This is a genomic window from Mobiluncus holmesii ATCC 35242 (assembly GCF_000185445.1).
Lineage (GTDB): Bacteria > Actinomycetota > Actinomycetes > Actinomycetales > Actinomycetaceae > Mobiluncus > Mobiluncus curtisii.
In genome coordinates this window covers 1,767,003-1,789,417 of the sequence record NZ_GL622346.1, presented here as the reverse complement: position 1 = coordinate 1,789,417, position 22,415 = coordinate 1,767,003, and the positions used below count along the sequence as shown (strand labels likewise).

Genomic DNA, 22,415 nt, shown 5'->3' with positions numbered 1-22,415 from the left:
GAAAATGACACCAGCCAAACTTGAACTGAAGAAAGAGGAAACTATTCCTTTTGCGATTACCCTCGAGGTCGGTTCTTCCCTTGAGAACGAGACCGGTTCGTGGCGCACCGAGCGACCCGTCTATGTGAGTAACCTACCGCCGTGCAACAAGGCTTGTCCGGCAGGGGAAAACTGCCAACAGTGGCTGTTTTATGCCGAAGAAGGCAGGTATCGTCAGGCCTGGGAACAGATGATGGCTGACAACCCGTTGCCGGCGGTGATGGGACGCGTGTGCTACCACCCTTGTCAGACTGCCTGTAACCGCGGCATGGTGGACGAAGCGGTGGGTATCAACGCGATTGAACGCTTCGTGGGGGACAAAGCCCTGCTGGAAGGGTGGACGGTCGGTCTGCTCGCTCCCGAAAGTGGCAAGAAAGTGCTGGTGGTGGGAGCGGGTCCCTCCGGGTTGTCGGCTGCCTACCATCTGCGCCGGATGGGTCACACCGTCACGGTGCGGGACGCCGGTCCGATGGCAGGGGGCATGATGCGGTTTGGGATTCCTTCCTACCGGCTGCCGCGTGGCATCCTCGATCAGGAAGTGAAGCGTATTGCCGACATGGGGGTCACTTTTGAGTTCAACTCAAAGGTAGAGAACGTGGCTGAAGTCGCCGGAGATTTCGACGCCGTGTTCCTGGCTATTGGTGCCCAGATGGGCCGTCACGCTGACATTCCCGCCGGGGATTCCGCAAAAGTCATGGACGCGGTGGATATGTTGGCAGATATGGAAACCGACGAGAAACCGATGCTGGGACGCCGCGTCGTCATTTACGGTGGCGGGAACACGGCAGTAGACGCAGCCCGGACCGCGAAACGTTTGGGCGCCGAAGAGGCAATCATCGTGTATCGCCGGACGCGCGACCGTGCGCCTGCCCATGATTCGGAAATCATGGAGGCTGAGGAAGAAGGCGTCATGATGAAGTGGCTCTCCACGATTAAGCACGTGGACGGCGGGGCTATCAAGATTGAAAAAATGGTGTTGAACGAAGACGGATTCCCGGTCGGCACCGGCGAGTATGAGGAGCTGGGTGCTGATTCGGTCATTATGGCGTTGGGTCAGGAAACTGATTTGGGTATCGTCGAGAAAGCTCCCGGCATCGAGGTTGAAAAGGGCGTGGTAAAGGTCGATTCTCGCATGATGACGGGGATGAAAGGCGTGTTTGCCGGGGGCGACATGGTGCCCTCCAATCGCACCGTCACCATCGCGATTGGTCACGGTAAAAAGGCTGCGCGCTGCATTGACGCCTACCTTCACGGCGAGGAATATCAGGCGCGAGATAAAGCTCCTGACGCTGCCATCAAACGCATGAACACCTGGTACTATGCGGACGCTCCCCGCCAGATTCGCGACAAGATTGAAGGTCCGCGCCGCGCCTCGACTTTTGACGAGGTCGTGCAGGGTTTAGACGAAGAATCCGCCGTTTTTGAGGCGCGCCGCTGCATGAGTTGCGGTAATTGCTTCGGATGTGACAACTGTTTCGGGGTGTGCCCGGATAACGCAATCACCAAGATTCGACCCACTCAGTACGTGTTCAAGTACGACTACTGCAAGGGCTGTGGCATCTGCTCCGAAGAATGCCCGTGCGGGGCGATTTCGATGGTTCCCGAAAATATTTAGACTCGTTTTGCGGGTGCCGGCTCGGTCAAGATTTTCTAAAAACTTGACCGAGCCGGTGAGTTTTTAGGCGTTTTTCCGTGCAAAAGTCCGGGTGTGGGGGTTTTCCACAGGCGTGGCGGGAAGCGGTTATCCACTTTTAAATACGGTCACAAGTGTGGTGGCGGATGTCCTCCGGTTAGGTTGGTGGTGCCGGAGCCTCACTGGCGACGGTGCGCAAAGGGGGAAGATGATGGCGCAGATGTGTTACTGGGGACTGTTCAGCCGGCAACACGCCCAGGCGGTAGCTCATTTTTGTAAGGCAGAAAACCACACATGGCTGGGGGTGGCGGCACAGGTCTATAACGAGAGGTGGCGGGAGCGGCTGCGCGACCTAGAAATTTTGGGTGACTACATCAATGAGCTAGAGGATGCCAAAGCGAGTTTGGAGGCACTGCTGTGAGCTGGCTTGACGATGTTTCTATTGGGGACGACCGCAGTCCGGTAGTGGGCCATCCGCAAGATTTTTTGGTAGGTGGCGGACCCGGCTTGTGCGTAGACACGGACCAGATGGAACAACTGAGGGCGAGCCTGCGGTACAGCGCGCAAGTCCTGGACGCGTTGTCGCACTGCATCTCGGTTGAGCAGTCCCGCCTGGCACACCGCTATTACGCGGTTCATGCCCGGCTGGTCAGGCTGTGCGAGACCCCGGAAGGCGCCGCCCTGTATAGTTCCCAACTGGCAGCTCTAGAGTCAGCGTGGGCTCGTTTTGAAAACGCGGCAGCAGTGGCGTGTCAGGCTCGCTGCGGCACCGTGGCGTTGAGCCAAAAAATCGAGTCGCTGTGCCAGCAGCTTGAACGGGTCCTGGGAGTGTATAAACTCACCGAGGACGACCTCAGGAATCTATTTGCATCCTTTGATTTTGAAACGATTACGATGCGCCTGGTCGCGCACCAGTTAGCGTTGCGGGAATACTTCCCCGCCAGTTTCACGGTGGACGGTCACGTCTATCACACGGAGCAAATGAGCGATACCGAGCTGGCAGCGGTGTTCCTCTCGTGGATGCAGGCGAAGCTCGGTGCTCAACGATACGGAGCGACGAACTCTCTGACGGTCAGCGGTAACGGGAGCACCGTCATCTTGCACACCCCCGGCTTTGAGGATTCTGCGGAACTGAACGCCGCTTTTGACGGCTGGTTCGATAAAGTCACTCCGCCAGACCTGATTCATGCCTCCGAGTGTGACGACCCCCTCACCGTGGCAGGGATGGTGCTTTTTGGACCTCTACAGTTCTTTACCTACCGGGGCATCTTGGAAAAAACCGGCATCGTCCCGCGAAAAACTGTGCCTTTCGGGAAACAGCTGCCCGCACTGTGGCTGCGCGCGTATGACCAGAGAGCGTATGCCAAGTTTGCCGCCAGTCAACAGGAGACTCGGGACACTCGGAGGGCAAACTTTGCCAAAACCCCAACGGGCAAGCTCATCGGAGTAAACCGGGCGCAACGCCTGGAACGCAAACTATTGGCGACTCAAGCGTACAACCCTCGCAAACAGGGCGGAGGTGCGGGTCTGGGGTGGACTATCGACGGGAGTCGAGCGGGGGCGACCCGAACATTCCCCAAAAATCCCGGCGACGTGTTCCGCTATTCCAACACGATTGACCCCTACGGTGACAGCGGGGCGTTCGAGATTCAACGATGGCGCAATGCCGCCGGTCAGAAGGGAGTGCGGGTCATTCTGCGGGGTACCGAGAGTTGGGATGCTGGGTCGGGGATGCCCCAGGACATGTTGACAAATACGGAAGCGGTGGCGGGAATGAAGACCGGTCCAGCGCGAGCGGTGCAGGCAGCGCTGGAAAGCATGAAGGTGGACGCCACGACCCCGGTGGAATTGGTGGGGCATTCCCAAGCGGGAATTGTGGCGGCGAACCTGGCGGCGGATCCGTCATTTACCAGCCACTATAACGTGCGTTCAGTGATAACCGCCGGTTCGCCAGTGGCGGGAGCAATGAACCGGGTGCCCGAAAACATCCATATGATTTCGTTTGAAAACAGTAACGACTTGGTGCCGAAGCTGGAGGCGGGGCTGAATCCAGGCTCGGCGAACCATGTCACAGTATGGGGCAACCGGGGCAGCTTGTTTAACATTCCCGAGGCGCACAACCGGGATTCGGTATATGCCCAAATGGCGGATGATTTCCTGAACACGCACTATTCACAAGGTGATTATTTCCTGAAATGTCGTAACAATGACATGAATCTTAATCACAAAATCGTATTCGCGGATTCGCAACGTTTTGAGATGACGCGAAATTAAATCGGGGAAGAATTGCAGGTTAACTGGTTTCGAAAGTAAGTCCCACAGGAAACAAATTGGCGATATTCAGGCATTTCTCATTGATATTCAGGGGAAACGTCCTTCGTTTCGAGGGGATAAAACGCTAGTATTGAGAGTAAGAAATGGTGTCTGGCAGATACCAAAAACAAACTGGGACAGGTGAATAAGGATTATGAAACCGAAGACCCCTAACATGGATGTAAAGACGGACGAAAGCTCCGAAGTCAGCGCGGCAATGCGACCGATGGTGCATGGGCGCGTGCGCTTCGGACGTTTCCTGGTCGGCGGCACTGCGCTAGTCGCTATGGTCGCCGTAGCTATGCTGGTTGGCAGCCCGGATTTGAATCGCTCCCCCGTCTTGGGTCAGCCTCAACAGACCACAAGCGCGGATGCGAAAGATTCCTCGGTAGCGGAACCCTTGGCTCCTGGCGCACCTGCCCCTGCGAAACCGAATCGTGTCGGTGGTGGTGGTCCTACCGCAACCGCGATTGCAATTTCACGGACCGCATTCCCTGGCGGAGCTTCGGAAGTCTATGTAGCTCGCAATGATAACCCGGTTGATGCGTTGGCGGCTTCGGTGCTGCCCAACGGTCCAATCTTGCTGGCTCCCTCTGCAGGTAATGTCCCGGTCGATGTCTTTAACGAAATTAAGCGTTTGCACCCCTCCAAGATTGTGGTTCTTGGTGGCGAGGGTGCGATTAGCGCCGATGTAGCTGGTCAGCTCAGCACCTACACCGGGGTCGCCGACGTGACCCGTCTGGCTGGACCGAACCGCGTGGCTACCGCGGCCACGATTGCCAAATACGGTCACCCTGGTGGTAGCGCCAAGGTTTACGTTGCTGACGCAATGGGCTCTAACGGTCAGGGCTCCCCGGATGCCGCAGTGGCAGGCGTGCTGCGTGACGGTCCGATTGTTACCGTCAGCGGTAATGCGGGCGACATTGCCACCGCCGCCGAAACAGTGAAGGCTCTGGGCGCCTCCCAGGTCGTAGCTCTGGGCGGTGAAGGCGTGGTTCCCAGCTCACGTCTCAGCCAGGTGGCAGGTGGAGCGGCAACCAGCCGTATCGCTGGAGAGAATCGTTACCTAACCGCTCAGGCTATCAACCGCACGGTGTTCTCTAACGCTAGCCACATCTACTTGGCTTCTGGTTCGGACTTGGTTTACCCGCTGATTTCCGGCTCGCTGAGCGATGGACCGGTGCTGCTGGTTCCCGGTAACGCCCAGGACAACACTCGCGACCTGGTGACTGCTTTCGGTAACCCGACCGTAACCGCTATCGGTGATGGCAGCGCGGTATCGGATAACGTCATGAATGTGGCAGCGGGTTACGCTCAGCCGGCACAGGCTCAGAAAGTAGATGCCGCTCCGGTTGCTGGGGTATCTCAGGTTTACACCAAGTACTCGATGCAGCCTTCCCCGGCTGACCAGGCTCGTGAAAATGCCGTGTTCAACGCCATCAACGCGACGCGCAACGGCGCGGGTATCCCGTCCCTGACTCGTGACCCGGTGATGGATGATGCGGCTCGTGCCTGGGCACAGCAAGTCGCCCGCACGGATGTGTTTGTTCACTCTAACGGCGCTTTGAAGTACGCGGACCTGTTCCCGGCAGGGTGGAAGTTCGCTGGCGAGAACATGGTCGGATACTACAATGTTGACCCGGCTGCTTACGCGGCAGGCTCTACGAAGGCTTGGGTGGCATCCCCCGGTCACTACCGTAACTTGATGGATCGGCGTTTCAACCGCACCGGCATCGGCACGGCTACCGGACGCCAATGGGTGTACACGGTACAGAACTTCGGTCAATACTGATTCTTTGAGGGAAATCCCCTATTCATCTCCCTGGGTTTCGGTGTCAGGTACAGCCTGGCACCGAAACTCATTTTTAGTTTGCACAAGGGCGCGTGCGGCGCGGCTGTCCGACCGGTCGCGACATTTTCGCGGGTAGCGGGCGGGGAGACATTTTCGTTGCGATTTAAACCCAGAATGTGAGCTGGTCAGGTAGCATAAGGCGATGTCTGTTCAGTCCGGAAGCAAGAGGGTATCCCGTCGAGTCCGCGCGGAGGGCGTGTATCGAGTTGACGGCATCCCGGTGTACTTTACCCGCAAAAATGTGCGCAACCTGCGACTGCGTATTGATGCCCACGGCGAGTTTCACCTTTCGATTCCCTGGCGCGCGTCGCTGGCGATGGCGCGGGAATTTGTAGACGAACAGACCGCTTGGATTTCCCAGCAGCAACAGAGATTTACACAACGGCAAGCTGCACAACCACAGCTGGTCGATGGTGAAACTGTCGCCTGGTGGGGTCAAGACGTCCCCCTCAAGGTCGTGGAGGACCCCCACCCCCGCGCTTGTGCGGTCGCGGAAATCCGAGAGGGGGCGATTGTGCTGCGCCTGCCAGTGGGAGCCCCCCTGGAAAAACGTCAGCGTGCCGTGGACAAATTGCGCAAGTCTTCCTTGGAGATGCGTCTCGCTCCACTCTTGGCAAAATGGTCGACGGCCTTTGATATTGATCCCGGTGTGGTGCGAATCCGGCGGATGAAGTCTCGCTGGGGATCGTGCAATCCGCACACGCGAGCCTTGACGTTTAATTTGGAACTCAGCGCGAAAGACCCGAAATACCTCGACTATGTGGTGGCTCACGAGTTCACGCATTATTTTCACGCCAATCACGGACCGGAATTCCACGCCTTGCTGTCTGCCAAGCTGCCCGAGGAGCGCGAGTTACATCGCGCTCTAAACCGGCGCAACGCTACTTGAACCGAAACGAAACCCCTGCGACCTGTTTGTGACAGCCCGCAGGGGTTCGATGAAAGGTGATTAAAAGGCGCGAGTTAATTGTGTCCGCAGCCGCAGGACGTTTCTTCGGGCTGGTGACCCTGGCTGGTCGCGTCGTCACGCTTGGGCTGCAAATCCACCCACTCGCGAGGCTCGACGCGCACCCCGGTAAAGAACGGGGTATCGACACGCACGAACAGACGGGCTTCCACCTCGCGCTGCTGACGCAACACGCCCATGACGCGATCCAGGCGGTCAGCCTCCAGGGTGATGGTCCATTCCCAATCTCCCAAAGCGAAAGCCGCCAGGGTTGAGACTGCCACATCGTTGTAGTCGCGACCGTTCATACCGTGTTCCTTGAGGATGGCATTGCGGCGTGCTTTGGGCAGGTAGTACCAGTCCCAAGAGCGGACGAAGGGGTAAACCGTAGCGTACTTGCGCGGGGCAAAGCCACCCCAACAAGCCGGCAGGTGCGATTCATTGAACTCAGCGGGCACGTGGCGACTCATCGCCGACCATACCGGCTCAAACAGGGCGGGTCTGCCGTGGCAGGTTCCGATGGCTCCAACTTTGCGGAAGGCATCTTGGAGAGCTTCCGCGTTATCGGCGAGCGCCCAAATCATCAGGTCGGCGTCCGGACGGAATCCGGACACGTCATACCAGCCGCGCACCACGACGCCCTGCACGGCTTCTTCCAAACGGCGGATAATGCGTTCGAGGCGCTGCGGGTCGGTCGGCAGGGGTCGGGTCCGACGGAACACCATGTGCAGAGAATAGTTATCTCTGGCATTGACTTCGCGATAATCTACCGCGTAGTCGCGGGGGTCGCCGGTGATTTCCGGAGCAGTTTGAACAGACTCGGGATGTCCCATAATGTCTCCTTTGCTAGTGGTTTAGTGATTGGGGTGATGAAGATGAGGGTGGGCAGGGCGCGGATATTGGCAACAATTTGGTCCGCAAGTTTCTGCCAGCGGCGGGTAGGTATCGGGTTCCACGGATTGTGAGGGGTGTTCACCGCGGGCAAAAGCTGCCCGTTCGTAAACCAGGTTAGCCAGTTCATCGAGGAACTCTGGGTCAGAATCTGCGGTGGCAGCCCGACGATAATCCAGACCAAGTTCCTGGGCGGTCGCCGCAGCCTCGGTGTCAAGGTCAAATACGACTTCCATGTGATCTGAGATGAAACCGAAAGGCGCGACGATGACGCGACGCACTCCGGAGGCTGCCAAATCACGCAGGTGGTCATTAATATCGGGTTCCAACCAAGCCTGGTGCGGGGAGCCGGAACGGGAACAAAACGCCAGCGACCACGGCAGGTCCAGCCCTTGTGCGGACAGGTGCCGGTGCACGGCTTGCGCTACCGCGAGGTGTTGTGCCAGGTAGGTCCAGCCCTGCCCGAGGGCGTCTTGCTCACGGGTTACCGAGGGCAAAGCATTGAGGGCTGCGGGGGAAAAGTCTGTCTGGCGCTGGCGCATGGGGACGCTGGGTCGGCTGACGGGAGTGTCAAGACGGTCGTCAAACAGCGCGGGTTTCTGGGTGGTCGAAGAATCGACGGTCGCGCCGTGGGCGCCGTGACAGGGTCCGGAATGTCGTGCCATGTCGAGTGGAATCGAATGTGTTACGTAAACCAAGTGAACCGGCTCTGATGGTGTTTCAGGGGATTGTGTAGAAGCCGGAGTAAGGTTTAAGTCGCGAGCCGCTGCGGCGATAGCACGGGCGTTAGCGCTGATGAATCCGGGGGTGTTTGCAAAAGGACGTGCCCGGTCAAGGGTGACTTGGTCGGCAATCTCGGGGCGGGCAGCACGCAGGTCGGCGAGAGCTTGAGCCAGGTTCTCCCGATATTGCCGGCATCCTGAATAGCAGGTGTAAGCGGTGGTAAATAAGGTCAGAATCCGGCGCGCTCCACGGTCAACCAAGTCAATGAGGCTTTCACTGAAATACGGGTGCCAGTTGCGGTTACCTATTGCATAAATGAGTTCATCACCAAGGCGCTGATGCAGGCTGGAAAGCAGTGCTGCATTGCGGGCGTTAATGGGAGACACGCCACCAAACAGACGATAGTGACCACCGACCTGTTCCAGGCGAGAATCTGGAATTCCTGCCCCGCCGGTGGCATTGCGTAAGAAAGGCAAAACGTCCTCGGGACCGTTCGGACCTCCATAGCTGACCAACAGCAACGCATCATAAGGCGCCAGATTACTCATGCGGTTTACCTAACTTCGGCATTCAGGGCAGCTTCAAGTACCGCCGGTGTCAGTCCCCACACGGTCGCTAAGGCACCCACCCACTCGGCTCCCAAGCCCGCTTCGGCAGCCATGTGGGCAGAAACGGTAGGCGTATGCGCCAGTTTCGCAATGACGTGGTGAATCGCCGCTTCTGCAGCTTCGCGAGAAATCATGTCACCAGCGGGAAGTCGATCTATCTCGGCGGCAGCAGCCTGCTCGAAAATCGCACGCAACTGCACTATAGCCGGGTCCATGTGACGCGCCGCCACTGCCGCGTCATACTCGCTCAAACCTTCTTCAATAATTTCATGTGCTCGGCGCACTTGAGACACTGCCAAAGCCGGCACTCGATGGCGAATATCTTCCAAATTCCACAACATGACCCCCGGCAGGTTCCGCACGCTTTCTTCCACGTCACGATGCAATGCCAGGTCAAGAATGGTTAAGGTGCTGTCTGGATCAACCAAGCTGTCGCGAACCTGTTCACGACGCAGCACGGGGGCACCAATCCCGCGGGCAGTCACGACCAAATCTGCCTGCCGTAATGCCGGTACCAAATCAGCAGCCGGAACCACGCGGGTGCCGTGATTCTTAGCAAAGGCAATGACCCGGTCCGAAGTCGAAATGTTAGCGATGTCGCGTACTCCGCGGGCGCGTAGCTGAGCGACCGTACTCCCGGCATAAGCGCCGGTGCCGACCAGTAAGACTCGTGCCTGTCGCCAGTTGGGGAGCCGACCGCTCGCCTCTGCCACATCCAGACCCACGGAAACAACCGAACGTCCCAGCCCGGTCAGTTCTGTCTTGCTGGCAACCTTTCGCGCGGTAGAGAGCGCACCTTCAAACATGCGTACCATCAACCCGTGAACTTCCCCCAAGTCTTGAGCTCGCGTAAAGCTACGACGCACCTGACCGGCGACTTCGGCTTCTCCTACCACCATGGAGTCCAACCCCGCGGCAACCCGATACAAATGTTCAGCAACCGCCCGACCTTCAATAAAATTCCACGCGAGAGGACCGTCATGTGTCTGATTACAGGACGGAACTTGCAACGGTTGCGTCTGGGAGGGCAGTTCCGAGGCAGGGACTAAACGCACTTCCGGATCGGCAGAAGTATAGATTTCCACGCGATTACAGGTAGAGACCAGGACTAGGGAATGCACTCCGGGAGTGTCGAGCCATTCCGATTCCTTTTCTGCAGCTTGAGCCGCCGCCTGAGCCACTTCAGACAAGCTGTGGGTCAGGTGATTGACGGTGTAGAGTTGAAAAGGCATCAACCTTTTTATACCTTAAATAGAATTACCCCCGCAAAACAGTTACTAAGGGCATCCTAAGTTAGGATTGGATTTTGGCTGCATCTTCTCTGGGCCTTGACCCGCTATTTTCTGGGTCGAACATTCGCGCCGCGTTGAATGGAATCAGACCGCTGACCACCCCGGTGTGGTTCATGCGCCAAGCCGGACGATCCCTGCCGGAATACCGCGCCCTGCGCGAGGGCAAAACCATGCTCGAAAGCTGCACCATCCCAGAGATTGCTGCCGAGATTACCCTCCAGCCAGTGCGCCGCCACCACGTTGATGCCGCCGTGTTCTTTTCCGATATTGTGGTGCCACTGTATCTGGCGGGCGCGGACATTAACATTGTGCCCGGCCGCGGACCGGTATTGAGACAGCCTCTGACCAGCGTTGCCGAGATAGAAAAACTGACCGAGCTGGAAGTCACGGACTGGTCGGTAATCGAGCAAGCTGCCGCTCACGTCCGTCGGGAACTACCTTATGAAAAAGTCCTGTTGGGTTTTGCCGGAGCGCCGTTTACCCTGGCGTCCTACCTGTTAGAAGCCGGCGGTCCGCGACGCAGAGAATGCCTGGAAACCCGAGCTTTTATCGAAGCTGAACCCGCCGCCTGGAACAAACTGGCGACCTGGTGTGCCAAACTGTCCGGGCAGTTCATGAAAGCCCAAATCAACGGTGGCGCTGAGGCGGTGCAACTGTTTGATTCCTGGGCGGGGTCCCTGACCGCATCAGAGTACCGCCAATTCGCGCTGCCCTACTCGTCACTCGCTTTCCAAGGCGCGCGGGGAGCCACCCACGTTCATTTTGGGGTTGGCACTGCCCACCTCATCGAGGCAATGGGCGAAATCGCGGAGGTGGTCTCAATCAGCTCCGACCTGGGCTTGGACGCCGCCGCGCGGCGGCTGCCCGGAAAAGTCCTGCAGGGTAACCTCGACCCAGACCTGCTGGTCACTGCGGAGCAGTCGGCACAAACTGACTCCACCCCAACCGACGCGAAACCAACCGACCACATGGAGCAAATCTGGCGCGAAGCCGAAAAAGTCCTCCAGACCGGACTCGCTGCCCCTGCCCACATTTTCAACCTGGGACACGGGGTGCGACCCGAGACTGACCCTGGGGTGCTGACCGAACTGACCGCGCGGATTCACACGTGGCGACCTCCCGCAACGTCCCCGACTGAAAACTGAAAGACTCCCACCAAACCCACCAGATTACGCTTTTGAAGGGAAAACACTATGACTGACGAAGGCTTCGACATGATTATCCTCGGCGGCGGGCTCGGCGCGCTGGCGGCTGGATACGCGGCGACAAAACGCGGGCTGCGTCCCCTCATCTTGGAGGAACGCGGGCGCCCTGGCGGTCTGGTCTGCTCGGGAGTCTTTGGGGGAGCCACCGTGGACATCGGAGCCGAGTCCTACGCTACCCGCACCCCCGAAGTTACGGAGCTGTGTCAGGAACTGGGCTTGCACCCGGTCGCCCCCCACAGCGACTCCTGGGTATGGGATCACGGTCGCAATGATGCCGTGCGGATTCCCTTTGGCACGCTGGGCATTCCCGCCAACCTTGATGACCCGGTGTTCGTGGAGGGACTGACTCACATTGCCGGACCACAAGCCCTGGAACGCGCCCGACAGGATTTGACGCTGCCCGCAGAAGTCGGTGCAGACGCGAAAAGTTTTGGAGAAATGGTCGAAGCCCGGCTGGGCAAAGACGTGCTGGACGCGTTCGTGACCCCATTCGCGGGAGGCATTCACTCCACACACCCCTACGGATTAGATCCCGACCGAGTGGCCCCGGGATTGCGTGCCGCTTTGGCGCGCACCGGGTCGCTGACCAAGGCGGTGGCTGCCACCCGCAAACCCAACTCCATCGTGGTGATGATGCCCGAAGGCGGCATGTTCAAGCTGGTAGACGAGCTGGTGAAACGTATTACCGCGGCGGGGGGACGCATCGACAACCACGTGCGAGTCATGCACGTTGAAGCCGGTATCGGCGCGGACAACCCGCGCTGGGTCGTGTGGTGCAAACACACGATTTCCAACACCAAGTTCCAGGGCGGTCCCCCGGAAGAAATCGGTAACGCTTTCGGTTTGGCGACCGACCGAATTGTGGTGGCGCTGCCGGGCAACAGTGCGTTGAAAGTGCTGAACTCGGCCGCGGCCTCGATGTTGCGTCTGAAGTATCACGCCGAACGTGAACACCGGGACGCCACCGTACGGTTTGACGCGGCGGCTTTGGAAGAAATCGGCGATTTGACCACCGGATTTCAGCTGCATAAAGGCACTCACGTGATGAATGTGACCCTGGCGGTCAACGCGCCCCAACTGGACAATCCGCCGCGCGGGTCAGGCATGTTGGTCGGTCCCCCGCCCTGCGGACCTGATGAGGACCCGAACGTCCTGCAGGCCAAAGCCATCACGAACTATTCAGCGAAATGGCCCGGGACGATGGCAGGAGCTGCCCCTCATACGCATATCCTGCGGATTTCCTACGGTCGGGAGGGCGACCCGGAAGGCTTCGTGTATCAGGTGAGCGTGGAGCGAGCTTTGGCAGACGCGTCGCGGATGCTGGGGGTGGAACTGACCATGGATCAGGTCCTGGATTCGCGCCGTATCTTTTGGGGAGACGCTATGGCTCACCCTACCGTCGAGGAACGCGCGGTGCTGAACCAGATTGCCGCTGCCGCCGAACGCGTAGAGGGCTTGGATTTGGAAGGCGCGCTGTTTGCTGGGACCGGGATTACCGCCGTGGTTGCACGCGGATTGCAGTTTCAATAGGACAGGTCACGAGGGTGGGGCGGACGGTCGCCGGATGCTCATGCCGCGATGACGTCGGTAGCGCTGAAGTCCGTGCCCTTGAACAGCAGCGGTTCATTCAGGGCGCGGAGGCGGCGTAGGAGAAACAGTCTCCGAAGTTTAGCTTGGCGGGGGAACCCGAGCCGCGGGCGACCACGGCAGTCATGGTTATGCCTTTACGATTCGCGAGCTCGCGAACGTTTTCATACACTTGGGAATCTCTGATAGTCAGCATCGGCATAAAGAATTTCTAGCCTTAACGCTAGAAAAGTGGGAGGTTCGTTTGTCTCTTCGGTTACAACTTAACCCTGCTTTGTCCTAAGCTAGAACCTATGCAAACGATTGGCAGCACTGAGCGTCCGCTCGTGATTGGCACCCGTGCCTCCGCCCTGGCTTTGACCCAAACCCGCGCCGTCGCCTCCGACTTGGAGCAGCGCGGGTTACACGTTCAGGTACAGACGTTTACCACGGAGGGCGACATCAATCGGGCTTCACTAGCCAGCCTGGGTGGCGTTGGCGTGTTCGCCGCAGCCCTGCGGGTGGCACTGCTGGAGGGTCACTGCGACCTGGTGGTCCACTCTCTGAAAGACCTGCCCACCGTGCCGGTAGACGGTCTGGTGGTGGCTGCCACCCCGACTCGTGAAGATCCGGGAGACGTGTTGGTGGCGCGGGACAGTCTCAGCTTGGCAGATTTGCCCGCCGGTTCGCGTCTGGGTACCGGCTCGCCTCGCCGAGCTCGCCAGATTGCGGTGGCACGTCCAGATATTGAGCTGGTAGACATTCGCGGCAACGTCCCCACGCGGGTCGGGCGGGTGAAAGGTTTGGCTGCCGTAGCTGAACAGGCTGGTCTGCCGTCGGGGAAAGCTGCCGAAGACCTGGACGGGGTGGTGCTGGCGCGAGCCGGGCTGCGTCGCTTGGGAATGGATGACGCAATTACGGATTCCCTGGAAGGTACGGTGATTCCTGCCGGCGGACAGGGTGCCTTAGCCCTGGAAACCCGTTCCGAGCTGTTGGACAGTGATGAGGGGCGAAACTTCGCCCAAATCCTCAAGTTTGTGGACGACGAACCCACCCGGTTAGAAGTCAGTGCGGAACGCGCCCTGCTGCGCTACCTCGAAGCGGGCTGCGCCGCACCCTTGGGCGTACGAGGCGTCGTGACTTGGGACAAACATACCGAGGCACCTTCGGGACGCCTGGAACTGACTGCCCGAGTCATCGGAAATCAGGGCGAAGTCCTGGAAGTCAATGGGGAAACCACCGTGTTGCTGGGAGCCGAAGCCGCGCAGCGTGATTTTGCCCTGGCTGCTGCCGAGCAGCTCGGGGTAGATTTGGCGGGAGAACTCTTGGAGGCCGGAGCCGCAACAATCGCAGACCTCAAAGCCGCCAAATCCGCGTCAACTCAGACAGACGCAAATCAGACGATATGCAATGAAAAGGAATTGTGGGGAGAATAGCATTTGATGAAACCTAAACTGTTGGTGCCCAGAGTCCCTGGTGACGTGTTGGCAACGGGATTGGAACAGGCCGGACTGCCGGTCGTGTGTGCGCCTGTAACTGAGAAAGTGCCCACCCCCAGCGAGGACTGGTTTGATCCGATGCAACGGCTGCAGAGCGGGGAATATGACTGGGTCGTGCTCTCCAGCGTGGCGACGGCGACATTCCTGGACGCTCACTACGACCTGGAAGATTTGTTTGCCCAAGTGCAGGTTGCTGCCGTAGGTAGTGCCACTGCCGAAGCCATCCGCCAGTTCGACGGTCACGTTGACCTGGTGGGACCGGATCCGGCGTGCGCCGAGTCCTTGGTCGAAGTGTTCCCGGCAGGAACCGGAACAGTGCTGCTGCCCGGCGCGGTCGGCGCGGCACCGACCTTGGGGCAAGGACTGAACCGCAAGGGATATAACGTAGAAAAACTGCGACTCTATGAATCCGTGTGCCTGCCCGATCTGCCACTGGAATGGGAGGCCGCCTTGGCTCCGGGGGCGCACACCTACGTGCTGATTACTGCCGGTTCGGTGGCGCACGCTGCCCACCAACTGCTGACGAAAGCCGGCGTGAAACAATGGCCCGAGCCCATCGCTTTTGGGAAATCTTCGGCAACCGTACTGCGGGAACTGGGCTGGTCCGCCGCCGAAGTCTGCGAAACCACGAACACCGAAGGGGTCGTTCGGGCTTACGAGGACGCCGTTAGAGAGCAAGAAAAGAAAGCCGCACAAGATTAGGGGATAACTATGACAGGATTACCGCACGCCGCAAACTTGGGCGTAGGACCGACCACTCCGAGCGCGACCGGAGGACGGCACACCGGTACTGGTGAAGCTGAAACGAAAGCCGGGGCGAACGAAAAGGTCGTGCCCGCGCGGAAACTGCCCCACGGTCTGACCCCTTTCGTGCGTCCCCGCCGGTTGCGTACCTCCGTGGCGATGCGCCGTCTGGTGACGGAAACCCGCTGGAGCCCCGAACAGCTGATATTGCCCGTCTTTGTGCGCGACGGGATTACTGAACCGGTAGAGATTCCTTCCATGCCTGGTCAATACCAGCACACGCCGGAATCTTTGGCGAAACTGGGTCGGGAAGCGGCGGATGCCGGCATCGGGGGCATGATTGTGTTCGGAGTCCCCACCGACGCTGACAAGGACGAAATCGGTTCGGCAGCTTGGGACCCCGACGGGATTCAAAACCGGGGCATCGCTGCGCTCGCCGCAGAGGTCGGGGATCAGTTGGTGGTCATGGCGGACACCTGTCTGGATGAGACAACCTCGCATGGACACTGCGGACCACTCCGACCCGATGGCGCGGTAGACAACGATTGGGCAGTGTCTTGTTATGCCGCCACGGCGGTGTCACAAGCGCGGGCGGGAGCGGCCGCGGTCGGACCCAGTGGCATGATGGACGGTCAGGTTGCAGCGATTCGTGCTGCTCTGGATCAAGCCGGGTACAGTGACGTGGCGATTATGGCTTACTCTGCCAAATATGCGTCCGGCCTGTTCGGACCGTTCCGGGACGCGGTCGGTTGCGCCCTGAAAGGCGACCGGCGCACCTATCAGCAAGACCCTGCCAACCGTCGCGAAGGAATGCGGGAAACCCTGCTGGACATTGAGGAAGGCGCCGACATGGTAATGGTCAAGCCAGCCTCGCTTTACCTGGACGTGCTGTCTGATATCGCTGCGGCGGCACCGGTGCCGGTGGCTGCTTACCAGGTGTCCGGTGAATACGCGATGATTGAAGCTGCGGCCGCTAACGGTTGGATTGACCGTTCTCGCGTCATCGACGAGTCCTTGACTTCAATCGTTCGCGCCGGAGCGGACATTGTGTTGACTTACTATGCGATTGAAGCGGCGCAAGGCTTGGCGTAACCCGAGCCCCCGCCACGGTTAGTGAACTGAACACGTAGCTCGAAAGAACTTGTGACAAGGTCCTTTCATCACCCAAAGGAGGGCGAAATGACAACGAATGCTGATTTGTTTGCGGCGGCGCAAGCCGTCATCCCCGGAGGGGTTGATTCCCCCGTGCGCGCTTACGGTTCGGTCGGGGGGGTGCCGTCTTTCGTGGCTCGCGCGAAGGGTCCGCGCGTGTGGGATGCGGAAGGTCACGAGTTTGTTGATTTGATTTGTTCGTGGGGTCCGATGCTGCTGGGTCACGCCGATGAACGGGTGGTAGACGCAGTCCGGACCGCGGCGGAGGCAGGTCTCAGTTTCGGGGCGCCCACCGAGTCGGAGACCCTGTTGGCAGAGGCTATCCGGAAACGGGTGCCGCTGGCAGAAAAGGTCCGGTTTGTTTCGACCGGGACCGAGGCGACCATGACGGCTATCCGCTTGGCGCGCGGGGTGACCGGGCGGGATTTGATTATCAAGTTCGCCGGTAACTATCACGGACACTCTGACTGTCTGCTCAGCGAAGCCGGTTCCGGAGTCGCCACCGGCGGCTTGCCTGCTTCCGCGGGCGTGCCGACAGGAATTTCTGCCCTGACCTTGGTGTTGCCCTACAACAATGTGAAAGCTGTGCAAGAAGCGTTTGCGCAGCGCGGTTCCGAAATCGCTGCCGTCATTGTGGAAGGTGCTGCCGCGAATATGGGTGTTGTGGCACCGCGAGCCGGATTCCTGCCTGAAATTTCCCGGTTGTGCCGCGAGCACGGGGCATTGATGATTCAAGACGAAGTGTTGACCGGGTTTAGGGTGTCGCCGTCGGGCTGGTGGGGACTGTCCACCGGGCGGGAATATCTGGAAAGTCCGGTAGGTACCACGTCCGGACCGGCGGGATTATTCCCCGTGGGGGTTGCTGCCCAAAATAAGGGCGTGACCTTCGGTGAGTTTTGGACCCCAGATTTGCTGACTTTCGGCAAGGTCATCGGGGGAGGAATGCCCTTGGCAGCTCTTGGGGGTCGGGCTGAACTGATGGATCAGCTCGCGCCCCTCGGTCCGGTCTATCAGGCCGGAACCCTGAGCGGCAACCCGCTGTCTTGCGCGGCCGGGTTGGCCACTTTACGAGGTGCCGACAATAACGTGTATGGCAAGGTCGATGCCGTGGCAGACACGATTGCGGGCGCCCTGGACGCGGCGTTGAACCGGGAGGGCGTGCCTCACTTCATTGGGCGTGCTGGGTCGCTGTTCTCCGTGTTCTTTTCCGAAACTCCCGTCACCGATTATGCTGGCGCGAAAGCCCAGGAAACCTGGCGATTCGCCCCGATGTTCTGGGAGTTTCACCGGCAAGGCGTCATGTTGCCGCCCTCCGTGTTCGAAGCCTGGTTCGTGTCCGCAGCCCACTTCGGTGACGATGCCGCCATGAACCAGATTTTGGACGCAATTCCGGCGGCAGCGAAGGCAGCGGCTGCTGCCGAACCGCCGCAGGGTTGAACCTAACCGCCAACCCCCTCTCACAACTATTGAAAGCAGAAAAATGGTTACTGAATTTCCTACCGCACACGTTGATTTGGGGGCGCTGAGCCCGGCGATTGCCCTCGGTTCACTGGATGGAAGATACCGCGGGGTCGTGGCTCCGCTGGTGGACTGGTTTTCCGAAGCGGCGGTGAACCGGGCACGCCTGTTCGTAGAGATTGAGTGGCTCATTTGGCTCACGGACCAGGAAGTACTGGACGGTGCGCCGGTGTTGAGCGCGGCAGAAAAATCCTATCTGCGGGGTCTGGTGGGGACTTTCGGGGCGGATGAAATCGCTACGCTGAGCGAAACCGAAGCAAAAACCAAGCATGACGTGAAAGCTGTGGAATACCTTTTGAAGTCCGCCCTTGAAGCGGCCCCGGAGGTGTTGGGAGGTGCGGAAGGTCAGGCACTGCCGAAGCTCAAAGAAATGGTGCACATATTCTGCACTTCTGAGGACATCAACAATTTGACCTATGCGATCTTGTTAAAGCAGGGGGTGGGACGGGTGTGGCTGCCCGCCGCTCGCGCCCTGCAAACCCAAATCACCGACCTTGCCCAGGAAAACGCTCAGGTGCCGATGCTGGCCCACACCCACGGGCAGCCCGCCACCCCCACCACCTTGGGACATGAACTTGCCGTGTTTGCCTGGCGTATGAATCGCCAGCTGAAACGCGTCGAAGCCCAGGAATACTTGGGCAAAATCAACGGCGCGACCGGCGATTTTGCGGCGCACACGGTCGCGGTACCCGGAGCGGATTGGCCGGCTCTGTCCCGCGGTTTTGTCGAGGATCGTCTGGGTTTGACCTGGAACCCGTTGACTACCCAGATTGAGTCCCACGACTATCAAGCGGAGCTTTACGCGACGGTCACGCACTTTAACCGCATCGCCCACAACCTCGCCACCGACATTTGGACCTATATTTCCCTGCGGTATTTTGCCCAAGATTTGGCAGCGCAAGGTTCGACCGGATCGTCAACCATGCCGCATAAGATCAACCCGATTCGGTTTGAAAATGCCGAAGCGAACCTCGAGATTTCCTCCGGTCTGTTCGAGGTACTGGAACAGACTCTGGTCACCACCCGGATGCAGCGCGACCTCACCGATTCCACCACCCAGCGCAATATCGGCACCGCGTTTGGTCACTCCTTGCTGGCAATCGATAATCTGCGACGCGGACTGGCGGGGCTGAAAGTTGATGCCGCCGTGATGGCAGCCGATTTGGATGACAACTGGGAAGTGCTGGGCGAGGCAGTCCAACAGACTATGCGCGTGGCGGGGATTGCGGGGGTTCCCGGTATGGATAACCCTTACGAGCGCTTGAAAGAGCTGACCCGCGGGCACAAGGTTGACGGGGCTCGGATGCGTGAGTTTATTTCCGGTTTGGGGCTTCCCGCCGAGCAAACCGCACGTTTGCAGGCGCTGAGTCCCGCGACTTACATCGGCTTGGCTGCCGAGCTGGTCGACTATCTCAAATAGACCGGCTCGCCACGTTACGCCGGACCGATTCCGGTCACGTGCCGGGTGGGAATAATTTGGCGCAACCGGTGGTTAAAATAGACAGTGGTCCTACGAGCGGCCAATATCGCGAAACAGCAACGAAAGGAACCCTAATGGCAACCCTCACCATGAACCTCGACGGACTGACTTGTGACATGTGCGTCAAGCACATCACCGCTGACCTCAGCGACCTAGCGGGCGTTGAGCGGGTCGAAGTGGTGCGTGACGAGGGCCGCGGTGTCGCTACCGTGACTGGCGAAAGCCTGCCCTCCGACCAGGTCCTCACCGAAACCGTGCAGGACGCCGGCAACTACCGCGTGGTGTCCATCAACCGCTAGATTTTGTTTCCTTCGCTGTCTCCAGCGGTGGTGTGAGGACGGCGCGGGGTCGGCCCGGTGATTTGATGACACACAACGAAACGACAGTTAATTCCTCCGCTGACCCGGCGATGGATCCAGCGCTGGACCCGACCGGGCTGCGCCGACAAGACCTGGGACGTCGCCTGGTGGTGGCGCTGATTTTTGGTCTGCCGGTGATGGTGATTTCCATGCTGGAAGTCCTGCAGTTCCCGGCTTGGCAGTGGGTCGTGGGGGTGTGCAGTCTGCCGGTGGTGGGCTGGTCCGCCGCGCCGTTTCATCGCGGGGCTCTGCGGGCGGCACGAGGGGGGTCCACCACGATGGACACCCTGGTTGCGTTGGGGGTTAGCGTGGCGACGCTGTACTCCTGGGGGGCACTGATTTTCACCCCCGCCGGCCGTATCGGCATGACCATGAACATGAGCATGAACCCGCTCGCGGCAGCGCACGAAACAGGACCCGGCGGCGAAATCTTTTTCGAAACCGCCGTGATGATTACCGTATTCTTGCTGACCGGACGGTATTTAGAGGCCCGAGCCAAGTCCTCGGCAACCTCGGCGCTACGCGCCTTGCTGTCCCTGGGGGCAAAACACGCCGTGCGCGTCACTCGCCCCGGCGACCCTCGTGACACGACCACGCCTTGGGAAACTGAAACTATCGACGTCGCCGCGCTCCAGCCGGGGGACTACTTTTTGGTACCAGCCGGGGAAAAAATCGCCACCGACGGCATCGTTTTCGAGGGACATTCCACCGTTGACGAATCCATGCTGACCGGCGAGCCTGTCCCAGTCGAAAAATCCGTGGGCGATAGTGTGACCGGCGCCACCATCAACGTCCAAGGCCTGCTGGTCGCCCAGGCCACCAAAGTCGGTGCGGAAACGAAACTGGCCCAAATCACCCGGCTGGTGACCCGCGCTCAAGCCGAGAAAGCCCCGGTTTCCCGCCTAGCGGACCGAGTGTCGGCAGTGTTCGTCCCGGTGGTGATTGCCCTGGCTGTCTTGACTTTCGCGCTGTGGCTGGGAGGCGGACAACCGTTCCCTGCCGCTTTCACCGCCGGGGTATCAGTGCTGGTCATCGCCTGTCCGTGCGCGTTGGGGTTGGCGACCCCGATGGCTTTGCTGGTCGGATCCACCCGGGCGTCCCGCGCGGGCATCTTGCTGAAAGGTCCCCAGATTCTGGAGGAAACCCGGCGCATCAACACCCTGGTCATGGACAAAACCGGCACGCTGACCAGCGGCGAAATGAGCCTGGAGGACGTGACGGTGTCCGCTCCGAGGACCGCGGACATGGCGTCGCTGGGGGATACCCAGGCTCTCGCGTTGGCGGCTGCACTAGAGACAGGATCCCCCCACCCGATTGGAAAAGCCCTGGTCGCGGCGGCAAAGGCGAGAGACTGCGGGAGCGGACCCGGCGCCTTGACCGGGTTCGTCACGTTCATCGGGCGCGGCGCCGGAGGTTTCGTAGACGGCGTGGCCTATGCGATTGGGAAACCGAAGTGGCTCACGGCGATGGGCGCGGACATTCCCCCGGAGCTGGCTGCGGCGATTGAGGCCGCCCAGTCACAAGGGCGGACCGTGGCGGTGTTGGCTACGGGTGCGGACTGGTCGTCACAAGTTTCCGGGGACGCCTGTCCGGTGTTGCCAGGTGAGCCGGCCGGTAACGGGCAGCTGGCGGCGGGGAGAGCCAGTAGGGAAATGACCTTGAAAGTCACGGGAATGACCTGCGCGTCTTGCGTGGCGCGAGTGGAAAAGCGGCTCAATAAACTCGAGGGAGTTTCGGCTGTCGTGAACCTCCCCTTAGAAATCGCCACCGTGACTCTCACCGCGGATATCCCGGTTGAAACCCTGATTGCGCAGGTCGAAAAGGCCGGGTACGGGGCCAGTTTGCTGGACAGTGCGGGAACCGCGGCCGAACCGGGCCGGCGCAGCGAAAACAATGCCGCCGCCGTAGCGGGAGACCTAGTGCAGGCGCGAGCCCTCGCCGTGTTTACGTTCAGCGACCCGGTCAAACCCGAAGCCGCACACACGGTAGCCAGCCTGAAAGCGGCCGGTATCGAAACCGTCCTGCTGACCGGAGATCAGAGCGAACCTGCACGCCTAGCGGCCGACCAGGCCGGAATCGAAACGGTCGTGGCGGGGGTCAGCCCGGAGGGCAAAGTCGACGCGATCCGGGAACTGCAAGACGCCGGAAAAATCGTGGCAATGGTCGGGGACGGTGTCAACGATGCAGCCGCCCTAGCCGCCGCCGACCTGGGGATTGCCCTGGCCACCGGCACCGATGCGGCTATCGGTGCCGCGGACATCACCCTGGTGAACCCCAATCTGGAGGCAATCACCCAGGCTATCAACGTGTCTCGAGCCACCCTGCGAAACATCAAACAGAACCTCGCTTGGGCTTTTGGTTACAACATTGTGGCCATCCCCCTGGCGGCCGCGGGAATGTTGAACCCGGTGCTGGCGGGGGCTTTCATGGCGTCCAGCTCGGTGCTGGTGGTGCTGAACTCCCTGCGCCTAAACCGTGTTCACCTGTAACTTCGCCGGTTTTTTAGACGTGGGACACCGCGGCGCAAACCGGGCGACCCAAACCTTTCGCGCGGATTGGTGCCGGGCGTAAAAACGCTAGACTAAGGGAGGTCAG

General features: G+C 59.8%; 18 protein-coding genes. 14 read left to right on the top strand and 4 right to left on the bottom strand.

Annotation, left to right across the window (positions count from 1 at the left end; all coding sequences use genetic code 11):
* The first annotated feature begins 4 nt into the window (after positions 1-4).
* The 5 genes from HMPREF0576_RS07670 to HMPREF0576_RS07650 all read left to right on the top strand — a co-directional run bounded on the left by HMPREF0576_RS07670 (position 5) and on the right by HMPREF0576_RS07650 (position 6,726).
* Positions 5-1,654: an NAD(P)-binding protein gene (locus HMPREF0576_RS07670; protein ID WP_036324388.1), complete on the top strand. Its 1,650-nt coding sequence runs from the start codon at positions 5-7 to the stop codon at positions 1,652-1,654.
* 229 nt (positions 1,655-1,883) lie between these two features.
* The gene (locus HMPREF0576_RS07665; RefSeq protein WP_245527376.1) at positions 1,884-2,093 is read left to right on the top strand and encodes a hypothetical protein; all 210 of its coding nucleotides are present in this window, start codon (positions 1,884-1,886) and stop codon (positions 2,091-2,093) included.
* A complete protein-coding gene (locus HMPREF0576_RS07660; protein ID WP_004011384.1) occupies positions 2,090-3,946 on the top strand; it encodes a lipase family protein in 1,857 nt (618 codons plus the stop codon). The genes HMPREF0576_RS07665 and HMPREF0576_RS07660 overlap by 4 nt, the downstream gene beginning before the upstream one ends.
* Positions 3,947-4,139: 193 nt before the next feature.
* Positions 4,140-5,777, top strand: coding sequence for a cell wall-binding repeat-containing protein (locus HMPREF0576_RS07655; RefSeq protein WP_004011383.1), 1,638 nt, complete (start codon positions 4,140-4,142; stop codon positions 5,775-5,777).
* Positions 5,778-5,979: 202 nt separating this feature from the next.
* Positions 5,980-6,726 carry a M48 family metallopeptidase gene (locus HMPREF0576_RS07650; RefSeq protein WP_004008690.1) on the top strand — a complete coding sequence of 249 codons (747 nt, stop codon included), beginning with the start codon at positions 5,980-5,982 and terminating at the stop codon, positions 6,724-6,726.
* A 74-nt stretch (positions 6,727-6,800) separates the two neighbouring features.
* Here the strand turns inward: HMPREF0576_RS07650 and hemQ are convergent, their stop codons facing one another.
* The 3 genes from hemQ to HMPREF0576_RS07635 are packed head-to-tail and all read right to left on the bottom strand — an operon-like array spanning position 6,801 to position 10,237.
* Positions 6,801-7,616, bottom strand: a complete 816-nt coding sequence (hemQ, locus tag HMPREF0576_RS07645) for a hydrogen peroxide-dependent heme synthase (RefSeq protein WP_004011382.1) — start codon at positions 7,614-7,616, stop codon at positions 6,801-6,803.
* Positions 7,617-7,637: 21 nt separating this feature from the next.
* Complete coding sequence (locus HMPREF0576_RS07640) at positions 7,638-8,945, bottom strand: ferrochelatase (protein WP_004011381.1); 1,308 nt, start codon at positions 8,943-8,945, stop codon at positions 7,638-7,640.
* 5 nt (positions 8,946-8,950) lie between these two features.
* Positions 8,951-10,237, bottom strand: coding sequence for a glutamyl-tRNA reductase (locus HMPREF0576_RS07635; protein ID WP_004011380.1), 1,287 nt, complete (start codon positions 10,235-10,237; stop codon positions 8,951-8,953).
* A 74-nt stretch (positions 10,238-10,311) separates the two neighbouring features.
* On the opposite strand from HMPREF0576_RS07635, the gene HMPREF0576_RS07630 reads away from it, so the two are divergent.
* Positions 10,312-11,442, top strand: coding sequence for a uroporphyrinogen decarboxylase family protein (locus HMPREF0576_RS07630; RefSeq protein ID WP_004011379.1), 1,131 nt, complete (start codon positions 10,312-10,314; stop codon positions 11,440-11,442).
* 48 nt (positions 11,443-11,490) lie between these two features.
* Positions 11,491-13,032, top strand: a complete 1,542-nt coding sequence (locus tag HMPREF0576_RS07625) for a protoporphyrinogen/coproporphyrinogen oxidase (protein ID WP_004011378.1) — start codon at positions 11,491-11,493, stop codon at positions 13,030-13,032.
* 97 nt (positions 13,033-13,129) lie between these two features.
* Here the strand turns inward: HMPREF0576_RS07625 and HMPREF0576_RS09340 are convergent, their stop codons facing one another.
* Positions 13,130-13,291, bottom strand: a complete 162-nt coding sequence (locus HMPREF0576_RS09340; protein ID WP_004011377.1) for a type II toxin-antitoxin system VapC family toxin — start codon at positions 13,289-13,291, stop codon at positions 13,130-13,132.
* 91 nt (positions 13,292-13,382) lie between these two features.
* On the opposite strand from HMPREF0576_RS09340, the gene hemC reads away from it, so the two are divergent.
* The 7 genes from hemC to HMPREF0576_RS07590 all read left to right on the top strand — a co-directional run bounded on the left by hemC (position 13,383) and on the right by HMPREF0576_RS07590 (position 22,309).
* Entirely contained in the window at positions 13,383-14,504 is a 1,122-nt protein-coding gene (gene hemC, locus HMPREF0576_RS07620) for a hydroxymethylbilane synthase (protein ID WP_004007761.1), read from the top strand.
* Between the two features lie 6 nt (positions 14,505-14,510).
* Complete coding sequence (locus HMPREF0576_RS07615) at positions 14,511-15,269, top strand: uroporphyrinogen-III synthase (RefSeq protein ID WP_004011376.1); 759 nt, start codon at positions 14,511-14,513, stop codon at positions 15,267-15,269.
* A gap of 9 nt (positions 15,270-15,278) precedes the next feature.
* Positions 15,279-16,403 (top strand): porphobilinogen synthase, encoded by a 1,125-nt coding sequence (hemB, locus tag HMPREF0576_RS07610; RefSeq protein ID WP_004011375.1) that lies wholly within the window; start codon positions 15,279-15,281, stop codon positions 16,401-16,403.
* 87 nt (positions 16,404-16,490) lie between these two features.
* Positions 16,491-17,900: a glutamate-1-semialdehyde 2,1-aminomutase gene (gene hemL, locus HMPREF0576_RS07605; RefSeq protein ID WP_004011374.1), complete on the top strand. Its 1,410-nt coding sequence runs from the start codon at positions 16,491-16,493 to the stop codon at positions 17,898-17,900.
* A 43-nt stretch (positions 17,901-17,943) separates the two neighbouring features.
* Positions 17,944-19,401 carry an adenylosuccinate lyase gene (gene purB, locus HMPREF0576_RS07600; protein WP_004011373.1) on the top strand — a complete coding sequence of 486 codons (1,458 nt, stop codon included), beginning with the start codon at positions 17,944-17,946 and terminating at the stop codon, positions 19,399-19,401.
* Between the two features lie 134 nt (positions 19,402-19,535).
* Positions 19,536-19,760: a heavy-metal-associated domain-containing protein gene (locus tag HMPREF0576_RS07595; RefSeq protein ID WP_004007756.1), complete on the top strand. Its 225-nt coding sequence runs from the start codon at positions 19,536-19,538 to the stop codon at positions 19,758-19,760.
* A 65-nt stretch (positions 19,761-19,825) separates the two neighbouring features.
* Positions 19,826-22,309, top strand: coding sequence for a heavy metal translocating P-type ATPase (locus HMPREF0576_RS07590; protein WP_004011372.1), 2,484 nt, complete (start codon positions 19,826-19,828; stop codon positions 22,307-22,309).
* Positions 22,310-22,415: the final 106 nt, after the last annotated feature.

What these genes read in the sequence shown, in the direction of transcription:
- HMPREF0576_RS07595 (WP_004007756.1), top strand. Translation starts at nt 19,536, where the DNA reads ATGGCAACCCTCACCATGAACCTCGACGGACTGACTTGTGACATGTGC.
- hemC (WP_004007761.1), top strand. Translation starts at nt 13,383, where the DNA reads ATGCAAACGATTGGCAGCACTGAGCGTCCGCTCGTGATTGGCACCCGT.
- HMPREF0576_RS09340 (WP_004011377.1), bottom strand. Translation starts at nt 13,291, where the DNA reads ATGCCGATGCTGACTATCAGAGATTCCCAAGTGTATGAAAACGTTCGC.
- hemQ (WP_004011382.1), bottom strand. Translation starts at nt 7,616, where the DNA reads ATGGGACATCCCGAGTCTGTTCAAACTGCTCCGGAAATCACCGGCGAC.
- hemL (WP_004011374.1), top strand. Translation starts at nt 16,491, where the DNA reads ATGACAACGAATGCTGATTTGTTTGCGGCGGCGCAAGCCGTCATCCCC.
- HMPREF0576_RS07655 (WP_004011383.1), top strand. Translation starts at nt 4,140, where the DNA reads ATGAAACCGAAGACCCCTAACATGGATGTAAAGACGGACGAAAGCTCC.
- purB (WP_004011373.1), top strand. Translation starts at nt 17,944, where the DNA reads ATGGTTACTGAATTTCCTACCGCACACGTTGATTTGGGGGCGCTGAGC.
- hemB (WP_004011375.1), top strand. Translation starts at nt 15,279, where the DNA reads ATGACAGGATTACCGCACGCCGCAAACTTGGGCGTAGGACCGACCACT.
- HMPREF0576_RS07665 (WP_245527376.1), top strand. Translation starts at nt 1,884, where the DNA reads ATGGCGCAGATGTGTTACTGGGGACTGTTCAGCCGGCAACACGCCCAG.
- HMPREF0576_RS07590 (WP_004011372.1), top strand. Translation starts at nt 19,826, where the DNA reads ATGACACACAACGAAACGACAGTTAATTCCTCCGCTGACCCGGCGATG.
- HMPREF0576_RS07650 (WP_004008690.1), top strand. Translation starts at nt 5,980, where the DNA reads ATGTCTGTTCAGTCCGGAAGCAAGAGGGTATCCCGTCGAGTCCGCGCG.
- HMPREF0576_RS07615 (WP_004011376.1), top strand. Translation starts at nt 14,511, where the DNA reads ATGAAACCTAAACTGTTGGTGCCCAGAGTCCCTGGTGACGTGTTGGCA.
- HMPREF0576_RS07625 (WP_004011378.1), top strand. Translation starts at nt 11,491, where the DNA reads ATGACTGACGAAGGCTTCGACATGATTATCCTCGGCGGCGGGCTCGGC.
- HMPREF0576_RS07635 (WP_004011380.1), bottom strand. Translation starts at nt 10,237, where the DNA reads ATGCCTTTTCAACTCTACACCGTCAATCACCTGACCCACAGCTTGTCT.
- HMPREF0576_RS07640 (WP_004011381.1), bottom strand. Translation starts at nt 8,945, where the DNA reads ATGAGTAATCTGGCGCCTTATGATGCGTTGCTGTTGGTCAGCTATGGA.
- HMPREF0576_RS07670 (WP_036324388.1), top strand. Translation starts at nt 5, where the DNA reads ATGACACCAGCCAAACTTGAACTGAAGAAAGAGGAAACTATTCCTTTT.